Annotated in this window: 13 protein-coding genes and 1 riboswitch; of the genes, 7 read left to right on the forward strand and 6 right to left on the reverse strand. The window is 61.7% G+C overall.

Annotation, left to right across the window (positions count from 1 at the left end; genetic code table 11):
* Positions 1-312: 312 nt before the first annotated feature.
* Together RRH01S_RS21160 and RRH01S_RS21165 are read left to right on the forward strand one after the other, a co-directional pair.
* The gene (locus tag RRH01S_RS21160; RefSeq protein WP_007703712.1) at positions 313-1053 is read left to right on the forward strand and encodes a TlyA family RNA methyltransferase; all 741 of its coding nucleotides are present in this window, start codon (positions 313-315) and stop codon (positions 1051-1053) included.
* Positions 1050-2300 carry a class I SAM-dependent RNA methyltransferase gene (locus RRH01S_RS21165; RefSeq protein ID WP_007703716.1) on the forward strand — a complete coding sequence of 417 codons (1251 nt, stop codon included), beginning with the start codon at positions 1050-1052 and terminating at the stop codon, positions 2298-2300. The genes RRH01S_RS21160 and RRH01S_RS21165 overlap by 4 nt, the downstream gene beginning before the upstream one ends.
* 9 nt (positions 2301-2309) lie before the next feature.
* On the opposite strand, the gene RRH01S_RS21170 is transcribed toward RRH01S_RS21165, so the two are convergent.
* Together RRH01S_RS21170 and RRH01S_RS21175 are read right to left on the reverse strand one after the other, a co-directional pair.
* Positions 2310-3062, reverse strand: coding sequence for a crotonase/enoyl-CoA hydratase family protein (locus RRH01S_RS21170; RefSeq protein ID WP_007703718.1), 753 nt, complete (start codon positions 3060-3062; stop codon positions 2310-2312).
* A gap of 10 nt (positions 3063-3072) precedes the next feature.
* Positions 3073-4851: an acyl-CoA dehydrogenase family protein gene (locus RRH01S_RS21175; protein WP_007703721.1), complete on the reverse strand. Its 1779-nt coding sequence runs from the start codon at positions 4849-4851 to the stop codon at positions 3073-3075.
* Between the two features lie 269 nt (positions 4852-5120).
* Between RRH01S_RS21175 and RRH01S_RS21180 the strand changes: the two genes are divergently transcribed.
* Positions 5121-6122, forward strand: coding sequence for a transporter (locus RRH01S_RS21180; protein WP_012651046.1), 1002 nt, complete (start codon positions 5121-5123; stop codon positions 6120-6122).
* A 75-nt stretch (positions 6123-6197) separates the two neighbouring features.
* Here RRH01S_RS21180 and RRH01S_RS21185 read toward each other — a convergent pair whose 3' ends face one another.
* On the reverse strand, positions 6198-6689 hold the full coding sequence (locus tag RRH01S_RS21185; protein ID WP_007703727.1) for a BA14K family protein: 492 nt from the start codon (positions 6687-6689) through the stop codon (positions 6198-6200).
* 217 nt (positions 6690-6906) lie between these two features.
* Between RRH01S_RS21185 and RRH01S_RS21190 the strand changes: the two genes are divergently transcribed.
* Positions 6907-7911 (forward strand): glycoside hydrolase family 25 protein, encoded by a 1005-nt coding sequence (locus RRH01S_RS21190; protein WP_037222160.1) that lies wholly within the window; start codon positions 6907-6909, stop codon positions 7909-7911.
* Here the strand turns inward: RRH01S_RS21190 and RRH01S_RS21195 are convergent.
* The 3 genes from RRH01S_RS21195 to RRH01S_RS21205 form a co-directional block, all read right to left on the reverse strand.
* Complete coding sequence (locus RRH01S_RS21195; RefSeq protein ID WP_012651044.1) at positions 7908-8996, reverse strand: FAD-binding oxidoreductase; 1089 nt, start codon at positions 8994-8996, stop codon at positions 7908-7910. The genes RRH01S_RS21190 and RRH01S_RS21195 overlap by 4 nt on opposite strands.
* Positions 8997-8999: 3 nt before the next feature.
* The gene (locus RRH01S_RS21200; RefSeq protein ID WP_034520441.1) at positions 9000-10244 is read right to left on the reverse strand and encodes an aromatic ring-hydroxylating oxygenase subunit alpha; all 1245 of its coding nucleotides are present in this window, start codon (positions 10242-10244) and stop codon (positions 9000-9002) included.
* Positions 10245-10342: 98 nt separating this feature from the next.
* A riboswitch (cobalamin riboswitch) is annotated at positions 10343-10546 on the reverse strand.
* 226 nt (positions 10547-10772) lie between these two features.
* Positions 10773-11174, reverse strand: coding sequence for an ACT domain-containing protein (locus RRH01S_RS21205; RefSeq protein WP_042474116.1), 402 nt, complete (start codon positions 11172-11174; stop codon positions 10773-10775).
* A gap of 90 nt (positions 11175-11264) precedes the next feature.
* Between RRH01S_RS21205 and RRH01S_RS21210 the strand changes: the two genes are divergently transcribed.
* The 3 genes from RRH01S_RS21210 to RRH01S_RS21220 are packed head-to-tail and all read left to right on the forward strand — an operon-like array spanning position 11265 to position 14374.
* Complete coding sequence (locus RRH01S_RS21210) at positions 11265-11876, forward strand: DUF6656 family protein (protein ID WP_007703736.1); 612 nt, start codon at positions 11265-11267, stop codon at positions 11874-11876.
* 58 nt (positions 11877-11934) lie between these two features.
* Positions 11935-12909, forward strand: coding sequence for an L-threonylcarbamoyladenylate synthase (locus RRH01S_RS21215; RefSeq protein ID WP_042474119.1), 975 nt, complete (start codon positions 11935-11937; stop codon positions 12907-12909).
* A gap of 34 nt (positions 12910-12943) precedes the next feature.
* The gene (locus tag RRH01S_RS21220; RefSeq protein ID WP_042474120.1) at positions 12944-14374 is read left to right on the forward strand and encodes an FAD-binding oxidoreductase; all 1431 of its coding nucleotides are present in this window, start codon (positions 12944-12946) and stop codon (positions 14372-14374) included.
* The last annotated feature ends 16 nt before the right edge of the window (positions 14375-14390 follow it).

Raw genomic sequence — 14390 nt, forward strand, 5'->3', positions numbered from 1 at the left:
CTGGCAAGCATCGACGACCCCACGGAGAAGCACGCGGCCGGATGCTCGAAAATTCAGGGAAGAGGCATGATTGGGCGCAAAGGGCGCAAAGCCGTCATGGCAGGCGATCGTTCCCGAACCGGACGATCGCAATCACAAGCATAGTTAGACGCCGCGGCTTTAAATTCATTTAATTTTGCGGGATGCAAGAGACGAAACGGAAACCCTATTCCACCGCGCCATATCGAGGATCAGTATAGCGTCTACGTCTACATTTGCCGCCATCAGCACAAAACGCTTGCAACCTCGCCCATTGCCCTGCATGGACTGCCCATGTCCGAACCACAACGTCTAGACCAACTTCTTGTCGCCCTCTCGCTTTTCGCCAGCCGATCGCGGGCGCGCGACGCCATTCAACGCGGCACTGTGACCGTCGGCGGCACGGTTGTGACCAAGCCGGGCTCACTGTTTACCGAAGATGTCGAAATCGCGATTAACGATCCAGCGCAGGATTACGTCTCGCGCGCGGCGCTGAAACTGGTGGCGGCGCTCGATCATTTCGAGCTCGACCCCAAGGGACAACACTGTCTCGATGTCGGCGCGTCGACCGGTGGCTTTACCGAGGTGCTGCTGCTGCGGGGCGCCGAGCACGTCACTGCGATCGACGTCGGCCATGGACAGATGCATCCGCGCATATCGGCCGATCCGCGCGTGACCAGTATGGAGGGGCTGAACGCCCGTAACCTGACGGCTGAGGATATCGGCAAGCCCTTCACATTCCTTGTCTCGGATGTCTCCTTCATCTCGCTGAAACTGGCGGTGGCGCCGGCGCTTGAACTCGCCGAGCCGGGTTCGAGCGCGGCTCTATTGGTGAAGCCGCAGTTCGAGGCCGGACGCGATGCGGTCGGCAAGGCTGGCCTGCTGAAGGATCCCTCGTCTGCTCCGGCCGTTGCGGCGGAGCTGGAACGCTGGCTTGTCGAGGATATGGGCTGGCGCAGCCTCGGCCTTATCCCCTCGCCGATCGCGGGTGGCGACGGCAACAACGAATTTCTTCTTGCAGGGATCAAGCCATGAGCACCGAAACCGTCACCATCCAGAAGCTCGGCGCCCAAGGCGACGGCATTGTGCAAGGCGCGGACGGACCGATCTACGTGCCCTTCGCTCTGCCCGGCGAGACTGTCGCCATTGCTCGAGTGAAGAGCGAAGGCACGCTGATGTCGATTGCGTCGGCTTCGCCCGACCGCCGGGAGCCGCACTGTCGGCACTTCGGCCCGGATGGGGTCAACGGCACCTGCGGCGGCTGTACGCTGCAACACTATGCCGATGCGCCCTACCGCGCCTTCAAACGCCAGCTGGTGATCGACGCGCTGCGTTCCAAGGGGCTGACGCCCGAGGTCGACGACCTCATTGCAGCCCACCCCGGTGAGCGCCGGCGTGTCGTCTTTGCCGCGCGCAAGACCGAGAAGGACATGCTGATCGGCTTCAATCAGGCCGAAAGCCACCACATCGTCGCCATCGAAGAATGTCCCATCGCGTCGCCCGGCATCATGGCGCAACTTCCGGCGATCAGGGCTGTCGGCGCGGCGCTTGCCATCAATGCCGAGGCATTCCGCATCTCCGTGCTCGAAACGCTCACCGGCCTCGATCTGGCCGTCGATGGTATCAAGGGCCTCTCCGACAAGCACCGGCGCAGCGCCATCGAGACCGTACTTGCCCTTCGCGGCGTTGGCCGTGTTTCGCTGAATGGCGAAGTCCTGGTCGAAACGACGAAGCCGATAATTGATTTCAGCGGCGTGCAGATCTCACCGCCATCGGGCGCCTTCACCCAGGCGACGAAGGCCGCCGAAGAGGCGATGGTCGAGCTGGTCGCCACGCATATCGGCAAGGCAAAGCGCATCGCCGATCTCTTCGCCGGTAGCGGCACCTTCTCGCTGCGCCTGGCGCGCATCGGTCGCGTCCACGCCGTCGAAAGCGAGGAAAAGGCCCTGGCAGCCCTCGACCACGCTGCCCGCAACACGCAAGGGCTGAAGCCGGTCTCGATCGAACGCCGCGATCTCTTTCGCCGGCCGCTGATGGCGCAGGAGTTGAAGAACTACGACGCCGTCATCTTCGACCCACCCCGCGCCGGCGCGGAGTTCCAGACCAAGGAACTGGCTCGCTCCGTCGTCAAAAAAATCGTCGCCATCTCCTGCAATCCGCTGACACTGGCGCGCGACCTCGCCATCCTGACGGAGGCCGGCTATCGGATCACGAAGGTAACCCCGATCGACCAGTTTCTCTGGACCTCGCATGTCGAGGTGGTGGTGGCACTGGAGAAGTGAGGCTCCGCCTCAACGCTTCATAAACGCCTCGAACGCCGCCCTCGCCTCCGCGCTCTTCAGCTGTGCCGCAAAGAGTGTTGCCTCCTCGTCGATGCGGGCGAGAACGTCCGCTGTCGAGCCTCGGATCAGGTTGCGTGCGATCCGCAGCGCCTCGGGCGGTTTGGCGGCAAGCCTGGTGGCGAGCGACAGGGTTTCGGCTTCCAGCGCATCCGGCGTCGTCACCTTCCAGATCAGGCCTGCATCCTTTGCATCCGCAGCGGAAAGACCTTCGCCGAGCGCAAGCAGGGCAAAGGCGCGCTGGTGGCCCATCAGGCGCGGGGCGAGCAGGCTGGAGGCGGCTTCCGGCACAAGGGCGAGATCGACGAAGGGCGTCTTGAACAGGCTGCGATCGGAGGCGACGGTCAGGTCGCAATGCATGTGGATGGTCGTGCCGATGCCGATCGCCAGGCCGTCGACGCCGGAGACGATGGGCTTTTTTGCCGTGGCAAGCGCGCCCAGGAAATCCAGCACTTCTCGGCCCATGCTGCCGCCCATGGCGAAGGCCAGGAAATCGCCCATGTCGTTGCCGGCGGAGAAGCAGCCTTCGGTGCCGAGAAAGGCGGTGACGCGGATATCCGGATCCTCATTCGCCGCCTGCAGCGCGTCCGTCATCGTCTGATACATGACGCGGGTAATCGCATTTTTCTTTTCCGGCCGATTGAAGCGGATGACCTGCACATGCGGTGCGGTCTCAGGGCGCTGAATCAGGATATGGTCGGTCAAATGTTTGTCCTCAGGCAAGAGCGATGCGTGCGGCTTCAAGACTGGAAGCGCCGGTCACGACGCGATCGGTGAGCGCGGCGGTTTCGGCCAGCATGTTTTCGGCGGCGAAGCGGCAGAGCGCGATGCGCTTTTCGCTGTCGCCATCCGCGATATCCACCAAGCCGCCCTTGGCGAGATAGCATCCCGTCAAGACGAGGCCGAAGAGCCGCTGATAGGGCGTAGCCCCCGCCAAAGCCTCGGCCACATGGCCCTCTGCCTGCTGTGCCAGCAGCCATTCGCTTGCCGTTTCAAGATCGGTGATGGCGGCATTGAGCCGGTCGGCCGTCTGCCCGAAACCGTCGAGATTGGATTTGGCGACGGCATCGGCGATCCCGCGCAATTCGGTGATGAAACCACGCACCTGGTCGCCGTTACTGATGGTCAGCTTGCGCGTGACGAGGTCGATCGCCTGGATGCCGTTGGTGCCTTCGTAGATAGGCGCGATGCGGGCGTCGCGCAGCAGGCGGGCAGCGCCGGTCTCCTCGATGAAGCCCATGCCGCCATGCACCTGGATGCCGAGCGAGGCAACGTCGACACCGGCATCGGTGGAGAAGGACTTGGCGATCGGCGTCAGCAGCGCGGCACGCTCCTGCCAATAGCGCGCCTTCCCGGCATCGCGGTGCGACATGTCGATCGCCTCGGCGCAGGCATAGCAGATGGCCCGCGAGCCTTGCGTCAGTGCCTTCATCGTCAGCAGCATGCGGGCGATGTCGGGATGTTCGATGATCGGGCTCATGCCGAAAGCTGTCGTGCCCGGCGCCCTGCCCTGCGTACGCTCTTTTGCGTAAGCAATGGCCTTCTGCGTCGCGGCCTCGGCAATCGCCACGCCCTGAATGCCGACGGCAAGGCGGGCGTTGTTCATCATGGTGAACATGCAGGCGAGACCCTTGTTCTCTTCGCCAACGAGCCAGGCAACCGCGCCCCTCTCATCCCCGTATTTGCCGTCGCCATAGATCATTGTGCAGGTCGGCGAGCCGTGGATGCCGAGCTTATGTTCCAGCGAATGGGCGAAATAGTCGTTGCGGGCGCCAAGCGATCCGTCGTCATTGACCAGGAATTTCGGCACGAGGAACAGCGAAATGCCACGAGTGCCGGCCGGCGCATCCGGAATGCGGGCGAGTACGAAATGAATGATGTTCTCGGCGGCCTCGTGGTCGCCCCAGGTGATGAAGATCTTCTGGCCGAAGAGGCGATAGGTGCCATCGTTGTGGCGGTCAGCGCGGGTGCGCAGCGCACCGACATCGGAGCCGGCATGCGGCTCGGTCAGGTTCATGGTGCCGGCCCATTCGCCAGTCACCAGTTTTGCAAGATATTTGCTCTTGAGGTCTGCGCTACCGTGGGCAACCAGTGCCTCGACGGCGCCCATTGTCAGCGTCGGCGCGAGACCGAAAGCCATGGAGGCAGAATTCCACATTTCCAGCGTCGCGACATTGAGCATGTGCGGCAGGCCCTGTCCGCCATACTCTTCCGGCGCGGTCAGTCCGTTCCAGCCGCCAGCGATCCAGTCGCGATAGAGTTTTTCCCAGCCATCGGGCAACACCACCTTGCCGTCGACAAGCCTGGCGCCCTGCCGGTCGCCGATCTCGGCCAGCGGTTCCATCTCGTCGCCGGCGAAACGGCCGGCCTCGGTCAGGATGGCATCGAGGACATCGCCGCTCAGGTCGCCGAGACGCCCCTCCTCCATGGCCTGGCCCATGCCGGTGACATGCTTCAGCGTGAATGCGATTTCTTCGACAGGCGCCTTGTACATGGTATCTCCTCCGCAGTGATGATGCCGACAGTCTACCTCACCCAGACCATCAGCCGCTTGTTGCCTATTGCTAATTGATTTTTACGTAAGCGTCAATTTTAGGAAACGGATGTTGGATCAAAATTGCGACGAGCCCGACCGTCTCGGCGATAAAAGCCGCGGTATTTTCGCCATTCTGCGCGATTGTCCCCCAGCCATCCGCACTTGCATAAACAATCGTCATGAACAATGACTATGGCAACCCTCTTGATAATGCGAAACCTCCGGCCATGAACACGATCACGACAGCCAACAGGATCCCGGGTTTTGTCTGGGCCTACCGCTTCCCTCCCGGCGCGGGCAAGGCCGAACGGCTATCCGAGGACATGCAGCGTACGGGATTGTTCGATGGCGAAGGCTTCGTCTGGCTGCACCTGAACCTTGTGGACGCCCGTGTCGCCGCATTTCTCGAAGAGGTCCCCGGACTGAACGAGCCGGCCCGCACAGCTCTGACCACACATGAAACCCATGCGACGATCACCGTCGACGAGCAGATGCTGTTCGGCACGCTGGTCGATTTCCAGCGTGACTTCGATCAGGAGACGAGCGACATCGGCTGGCTGCATTTCGTGTTCACCGACCGCTTCCTCATCACCACCCGACTGCAGCCACTGCGCAGTGTCGAGCGAGTACGCATGGCGGTGGAGAAGAATGCCGCGAAATTCACAAACCCGATCGACCTCTTCGAACTGCTGGTCGTCGAGTTCCAGCGCACGCTGATCTCGCTGGTCATCGAGATTACCGAGGAGCTGAACCTCATCGAGGATTTCGTCTATGACAACGCGCCGCGCGACGAGCGGCGGCGGTTGGCGCCGGTACGCCGGACGATCGTGCGGCTGCATCGGCATCTGCGCACAGTGCTGACGCTGATGCGGCGCGCAGCAGCCTCCGACGACGAGGAGATGCCGCTCGGCTTCGAGGATGTCGCGGGTCGGCTGACCGGCCGGCTGGAATCGGTCGACCATGACGTCTATGCGCTACAGGAGCGTGCACGCCTGCTGCACGAAGAGATCGATTCGAAGCTCTCCTCCGAGATCAACCGCCACCTCTACATTCTGTCGATCATGACGGCGCTCCTGTTGCCGCCGACACTGGTGACCGGCTTTTTCGGCATGAACACATCGAGCCTGCCGTTTTCAGGCGGTGGCGCCGGCACGGAATATGCCGTTGTCCTGATCATCGCCTCGATGGTGCTCGCCTGGTGGCTGCTGAAGCGGGTCAACATTCTCTGACACTGACGATCGGCCAAGAAAAAACCGCCCGGCGGATGACCGGGCGGCTTGTTTCGACAGGTCCTGATCTCTCGCTCAGAAATAGGGCGAGTAGCACTGCTGGCGCGGACCGTTATAGGGCTGGAACGTGTTGTCATAAGATCGGTAGGACCGATAGCGCGCGTAGCACCAATCGACATGGCGTGGATTGACCCCAGCGGCGCGCGGCGGAGCCGCATAGCGCGGCTGGCTGGCGATCGCCCCGCCGATCAGGGCGCCGGCGCCGAATGCGGCCAGCGGGAACCAGTAGCCCTCGTGATAGCGATAACCGCGACGATAGTCCCGGTAGCCACGATGACCGCCATACCAACCATCACGATAGTAGCCACGACGATAATAGCCGCCACGGTAACCACCGTAGCCGCCATACTCGCGCCATTGAACCCGCTCGACGCCGGCAGGCGCGGCCTTGTCCGCCGCAACAACGGGTGCGGCAGGCATCTGCATTGCGAAGGACGGCGTGAAGCTCGTCAGAGCCACGGCGGCCGAAAGAGCGATAGTCGCAATTCTCGCACGGAAACCAAGCATTTACTTCTCCATTCCCTGGCTTGTCTTGTGCTCAAGCAAACAATGTTCCGTATCGGGGACGGCTCCCCTTACTGCTCTGCGCATCCACAAGTCGCGCGGACATTTAGTCCAACCTTAAATATGCACCAATTTAAGGCCTTATGCACAGACTCCACGGTAAATTTATAGCGATCTCATTCTTAACCCGGGATTAACCACTCATCCTTACCCTTAATTCATGAAGGGATACCGGCAGACTCACCCTCTGATTTGCAGTCTCCTGATGGTCCTGGCATTGCTGGGACTGGCCTCCAGGCTTGCGGCCGGTGAAAGCCAACCCTGGACCGATCCGCAAAACGCCCTCATCGTCGATGCCTACGAGCTGAATACCATCGACTGGGAGCAGCTCCTGCAGGACAAGCGCATATCCGCCTTCATCTCCAAGGCTTCCGACGGCCTGCCCGAGAGCTTCAGCTGCACCGGCGACCATGCCGGCGACACCTTCGCGCACTGCAAGACCATGTGGCGCAAATATGCGGTCAGCCGCGAACTCTATCAGACGCGGCGGATGCTGGCGAAAATGAACGGGCTGCTATGGGGCGCCTATCATCTCGGACGACCCGGCAATCCGGTCGACCAGGCCAATCATTTTCTCGATTACGCCGATCCGAAACCGGACGAACTGATGGTGCTCGATATCGAGGGCCTTGATGTCCTGCGATATATGTCGCTCTCCGACGCGCAGGTCTTCGTCGGCCATATCAAGGTGAGGACCGGGCGCTATCCGATCCTCTATACCAACCACAATACCGCTCAATACATCGCCGACCACCGCCAGGATTACCCGATCCTGGCGCGGCTACCGCTATGGTATGCACGCTACAAATCCGACGTGAAGGGCACTTTCCCGCTCGGCAACTGGGACACTTATGCCCTCTGGCAGTTTGCCTCCTCCGACAATTGCTCGGACAAGAGCTGTCCCTACAGGGTGCCGGGAACACTGAAGGACATCGACGTCAACGTCGTGCCGATGACCAAGCTGCAACTGGCCAAGGTCTGGCCACAGGGCGATCTCCTGCCCGCCAAGCCGATGCCGGCGCCCGACATGATGATCGCCAAGGCGCCGAGCTGCAATGGTCCGCGGCAGACACTCATTTCATTAATGGTCGACCCCGTCGTCACGGCATCTACCCGCCGCTCGGAACCGGTCGAGATCAATGAATTGAACTACCAGGATTTTTAGGCTTCGATCTGCACATCCGTCTTAGGACGCGAACAGCAGGCGAGGATATAACCTTCCTCGATCTCGTCATCGAGAATACCGCCATTGTGGCTCATCTCGACCTCGCCCGAGAGCTTCATCACCCGGCAGGTGCCGCAGAGGCCCGACTCGCAGGCCGCGCCGATACGCACGCCAGCGCCGCGCGCGGCTTGTAGGATCGTCTGGCCCGGCGCACAGGGAACATCCTTGCCAGCCATGGTGAAGCTGATCGAAGTCGCCGCTTCCGTCGAGGCGTCATCGCTGACTTCGGCCAGCGGCGTTGCCGCCTGCGCCGGCTGGAAGCTTTCCTGATGATAGCGCGTCATGTCGAAGCCGTGGGCTACCAGCATGGAACGGACGGCGTCCATGAAGACTTCCGGGCCGCAGCAGAAGATCGTGCGGTCCATGAAATCGGGCGCCAGCAGCCCGATCTTCGCCTTGTCGATGCGGCCCTTCAGCCCCGACCAGAGATCGGTGCGGCCACAGCCTTCGACAATGAAGCCGAGATCGAGGTTCGGCATGAAGCGCGCGAGATATTCCAGCTCCGAACGGAAGATGATGTCGGCGGGGCTGCGCGAGCAATTGATGAAGGTGATGTCGGATAGCGGCGCGGTATCGGACATGTAGCGCGTCATCGCCATCATCGGCGTGACGCCGGAGCCGGCGGAAACGAAGAGATATTTTTCGCCGGGATGACGGATATGGCTGAAATCGCCGAGCGGACCGAAAGCCTTGACACGCATGCCGGGCTTCAGGTTCTCGAACATCCAGCGCGTGCCAATGCTGTCCTTCTGCGCCTTGACCGTAATGGCGACCGAGAGCGGGCGCGACGGGGTCGAGGACAGCGTATAGGTACGCATGACCGGCTCCGCAGCCGCCGGCAGCTCCAGGGTGACGAACTGGCCCGGCAGATAGCGGAACCAGTTGTCCTTGTCGGAGCGGAAGGTGAAGGTCATCACATCGGGTGCTTCCGGCGTTGCCGAAAGGCATTCGAGCAGATGCTGCCTGTCGCTCCAGGGTTTCATCTGGTCCAGGTGCTGATGGCGGAGGGAGACGGTCATGTTCATAACTCAGGCAACCGCCGACAGCTTGGCCTGATCGCCCTGCAGCCGGTTGATCATGAAATTCGCGTACCATTCGACGAACTGCATCACGCCGCCTTCATCTTCCGGCGAATAGGGGCCGGGCTGGTAGGCGGGCGAGCGGATGCCGAAGGCATTTTCCTCGACGATCCGGCGGTCCTGATCGTTGGTCTCGGTCCAGACGTGGGTGAGTTCGTCGATACGATAGTCGACCCCTTCGACCGCATCTTTGTTGACGAGCCATTTGGTCGTGACCTGCGTTTGCTCGGGACCGAGCGGCAGCACGCGGAAGGTGATCGCATGGTCGGCGAGCACATGATTCCACGTCGTCGGATAGTGGAAGAGCAGCAAGGTGCCGATATGGCTTTCCAGCACATCGTTGGAGAGCGGCCTCTGCACGGCGCGCGCGCCCGACATGGTGTAGCTCTCGGCATCCTGGATGAGTGGCATGCGTGCGGCGCGGAACTGGCCGGACGGCGACATGCGGAATTCGCTTGGAAGATTCGCCGCCTCGCACTTCGCCCAATGCTCCGAAATCACCGGATCGTCCTTGGCGCCTTGCACGCCGGTCGCGCTCGGTGCTTCCGGATAGGTACGGCAGAGTTCGGGATGGTTGGCCGCGCAATGATAGCATTCGCGATTGTTTTCCCAGACGAGCTTCCAGTTGCCCTTCTCGATGATCGTGCTTTCGAAGGCGACCTTGGTCTCGCCGAGGCGGTGGCGGACGAGATAGGGCTCGACCATGGCGCGGAACGGCGCAAAGTCCGGCGCCTGATCTGCAAGGCAGATGAAGATATAGCCGCCAACGCTTTCGCAATGGACCGGCTTCAGCGAGAACTCGCTCTTGTCGAAATCCTCCGGCATATGGCGGGCAAAGAGCAGGCTTCCGTTCAGTTCGTAGGTCCACTGATGATAGGGGCAGACGAGCTTTGCAGAAGAACCGCGCTCGGACGTGCAGACGCGCGAGCCGCGATGGCGACAGCTATTGTGGAAGGCGCGGATGACCTGATCGCGGCCACGAACGATGACGACGGGATAATCGCCGATCTGGACGGTGAAATAGTTGCCGGCGCGCGGCACTTCGCAATCATGGCCGATGAACAGCCAGTCGCGATAATAGATCATTTCCATATCGAGCTTGAAATAATCCGGATCAGTGTAGAAGGGCTGCTCCAGGCTGAAGCCCTCGCGGCGGTTCTTCAATTGCCGCAAAACGTTGCTGCTGATGTCCATTTGCCTATCCTTGCGCGGTAGCGATCAGCAGGCAGAGGACATGCACGATCGGCCGCGAACGACCGCAACGCAATGTCCCGACCGCCCGCCGCGGTCAGTAAATCAGTCTCCCCAAGGCTGGTTTCCGGGCTCTGGAGTGGTCCCCCAAAGGACCCCATGGCACCTTCCCAGGCTGTCTTAAGCCCAGTGGCTTCATTCGCCATGCCCTACTCCACCACCGTTGCGGGGGCAGCGCCGGATTTCGACCGGCTTCCCAATTCTCCGCCCCCCTAGCGGGCGGCACCTTGAGATTGATACCATCATAATCTGCGCCCCTCTCGCCGCTCTGCTGCAATGCGACATCCGCTTCGAAATTGACGACAGGCCCAAGAAGAGTTTCGGAGAGACCTCGCGGCCGAAATATCGGAAGATAATTCAAATCCTTATGCTCCCGCGAAGAGCATCGTTTCCCGCGCCGGCCTATCTGCGTCGGTGGCGCCTTGTCTTAATTGCGACAGACCCGTCAGCGAACAGGCTTCAGAGCGGATATTATGCGACGGAAAGCGCCCGCAGTGCCGCCATTGCGCGCCCGGCATCGGCCGCCGGCACGAAGATATGATCATGGTAATAGCCGGCAACGACATTGGCGCTGATCCTCTCGTTTCCCAGCGCCGTCGCAAGCGCAGCCGTGAGACCCACGGCTTCCAGCGAGGAGTGAATGTCGAGGGTGATCATCCGCATCGCAGGCTCGGCCGGGAGCCCCACTTGTCGGGCCACCTCGACCGGCAGGATCAGCGTCACACCTTCCCTTTCCTGAAACAGTCCAACCGGATTCATATGAATGTAATCCGCCAGCGACGAGGCCGGCACACTGCAATAGACGAACTCGCCCTCGACGAGATCCGGCTTCATGCCGGCAAGCAGCAGCTTGAGATCGGTAATGCCGGGCATGGTTCTGGTCCTCTTCAGCGATCCATCAGCAAGCCCGGCTCAAGCTAGATGATCTATCATTCGGTATCCAGACCTCCATCGCGAGCCGGCATGGCAAAGCTCAGATATTTCGATGCCAAGAAACCCGCCGACCCGGAGCCGACGCTGCCGGCACCGGGGTATACGGAATTCCTGCGCACCGGGCGTATCAATCGCGACAAGACGCATTGGCTCGCCGAGGAACGGCGTTACCTCACCTTCGAGGAAGTGGCCGAACGCACGGCAACCAAGCTCAGAAACGCCGGCGAGACAACTCATGGACGGCTCAACAGCTTTCACCAGTCAATCCGCTTTCCGAAACTGATTTTCCATCACACGCTTAGGGACACGCCGCATCTCGGCTATTGCCATGTCACCGCCGCGCGGACGCAATTTGCGCAGTACGAGGAAGTGAGCTGGGCTTTCTACATCGCCAATTTCTTCGCCCGCCTCGGCCAGAACGATAACTTCTTCGAAGACATCAGCCTGAAATATTCGCGGATGTATTTTGCCGTCGCCATAAGGCCGGATGAGGACGCTTCGAAGAAGAAGCTGACGATCAATCGCGAGGTGCGCGGCAACGGCGTGCTCTTCCACACCCATGATCCGCAGATCGCCATCCGCAATGTGTTGCTGCTCGGCGCGCGCAACGAACAGCTCCGCGACATCATTCGCCAGCTTTGATCATTGATCCCCAAACTTGAAAAGCATAAGAACGGCCTGAACGGCAATCGGTCAGGCCATGGCGCGACATATAGACATTCTCCAGCATCCAGAGGCGGCAATAGCGGCGGCAACGGCAACTCTCGCCGAAGGTCTGCCGATCGGGCTGCCGACCGAGACGGTCTACGGGCTCGCCGCCGACGCCACCAACCCCGCCGCCATCACCCGTATCTACGAGACCAAGGGACGGCCACGCTTCAATCCGCTGATCTGCCACATGAGCGACCTCGCCATGGCCGAGCGCTACGCGATCTTCGATCCCGTTTCGCGAAAGCTGGCGGAAGCCTTCTGGCCCGGTCCGCTGACTCTGGTGCTGCCACTGCGTCCGGAAAGCGACATTCATCCGCTGGCGACCGCCGGGCTCGATACGGTCGGCATTCGGGTGCCGCAGGGCTTTGCCGGCGAGCTGATCCGCGCCTTCGGACGGCCGCTTGCCGCCCCCAGCGCCAATACCTCCGGCAAGATCAGCGCCACCAGCGCCGATCATGTCCATGACGATCTCGGCGAGCGGATTTCGCTGATCCTCGATGCCGGGGCTTCGGTCGTCGGCGTCGAGTCGACCATCGTCAAGGTCGAGCACGGCGAGATGCGCCTGCTCAGGCCCGGCGGGCTGGCGGCAGACGAGATCGAGCGGGTCGTCGGCCAATCTCTGACACGCAAGAACGGCGCGTCGCCGGCCATCGAAGCGCCGGGGATGCTGGCTTCCCATTATGCGCCGGGTGCCGCCGTGCGGCTCGACGCGACCGCAGTTTTGCCCGGCGAAGCGCTGATCCGTTTCGGCAAGCCCGATATTGCCGGGATCGAGACGGCGGCCGTCGTGCTCGACCTCAGCCCGTCCGGCGATCTTGCTGAAGCCGCCGCCAATCTCTTCGACTTCATGAAGCGCGCCGATGCCAGCGGTGCTGCGACCATCGCCTTTTCCAGCATTCCCGACGAAGGCCTCGGCGAGGCCATCAACGACCGGCTGCAGCGCGCGGCCGCGCCGAGAGAGTAAATCCGACCACACGCAATTCGGTAAAGGACACGCCATGAGCAGCGCCGCCCCCTCCTCCGCCCTTCTCGATCGCTTCGCCGCCATCGTCGGCGAAAAGCACGCGTTGCGGGAGGCAGCGGATCTCGCCCCGCATCTGGTCGAGAACCGTGGGCTCTATCATGGCGCATCACCGATGCTCTTGAAGCCCGGCTCTGCGGAGGAGGTTTCGGCGATCCTGAAGCTTGCCAGCGAGACCGGTACGGCGATCGTGCCGCAGACCGGCAATACCGGCCTTGTCGGCGGCCAGACGCCACGCGAGGGCAGCTCCGACATCATCCTGTCACTGGAGCGGATGAACCGCATCCGTGATGTCGATCCCATCGGCAACACCATGGTTGTTGATGGCGGCTGCATCCTCACCGACGTGCATAAGGCGGCGGCGGAGCATGGCCGCATGTTTCCGCTGACCCTCGGTTCGGAAGGCTCCTGCCGCATCGCCGGCAACCTCTCCACCAATGCCGGAGGCACCGCCGTTCTCGCCTATGGCAACATGCGCCAACTCTGCCTCGGCCTCGAAGTCGTACTGCCGACCGGCGAAATCTGGAACGGATTGCGCCGCCTGAAGAAGGACAATACCGGCTACGACCTGCGCGATCTCTTCATCGGCGCCGAGGGCACGCTCGGCGTGATCACCGGCGCGGTGCTAAAACTCTTCCCGCAGCCGCTCGGCCATCAAGTGGCCTTTGCCGGCATCCAGTCGGTCGACGATGCGCTGACCCTGTTCAAGAACGCGTCCGGCCTCTGCGGCACGGCGCTGACCGGCTTCGAACTGATGCCGCGCATCGGTGTCGAATTCACCGCGCGGAACATCCCCGGCGTGCGCGATCCCTTGGAAACGGCGCATCCCTGGTATGTGCTGATCGACGTCTCCACCTCAGATTCGGCCGAGACTGCCGAGCGGATGATGACGACGCTATTGGAACAGGGCTATGAGGCCGGACTGATCCAGGATGCAACTATCGCCAGCTCAGAGGCACAGCAGAAGGCGCTGTGGCACATGCGCGAGAGCATGTCGGACGCGCAGAAGCCGGAGGGCGGCTCGATCAAGCACGATGTCTCCGTGCCGGTCGCACAGATCCCGAAATTCATGGCTGAAGCCGAGGTGGCTGTGATGGCGGCCCTGCCCGGCGCCCGCATCTGCGCCTTCGGCCATATGGGCGACGGCAATATCCACTACAACATCTCCCAGCCTGTCGGCGCCGACAAGGAAGAATTCATCGGCCGTTGGCACGACATGAACAAGATCGTACATGGACTGGTGCTGAAGCACGGCGGTTCGATTTCCGCCGAACACGGCATTGGCCAATTGAAGCGCGACGAACTGGCCTCGATCCGCTCGGATATCGAGATGGATCTGATGCGCCGGATCAAAACGGCGTTCGATCCGGCGGGAGTGATGAATCCGGGGAAGGTTTTGAAGGTGTGAGAGGCTTTGCGCGCCG

The sequence above is a fragment of the Rhizobium rhizogenes NBRC 13257 genome (assembly GCF_000696095.1).
GTDB classification, from domain to species: domain Bacteria; phylum Pseudomonadota; class Alphaproteobacteria; order Rhizobiales; family Rhizobiaceae; genus Rhizobium; species Rhizobium rhizogenes.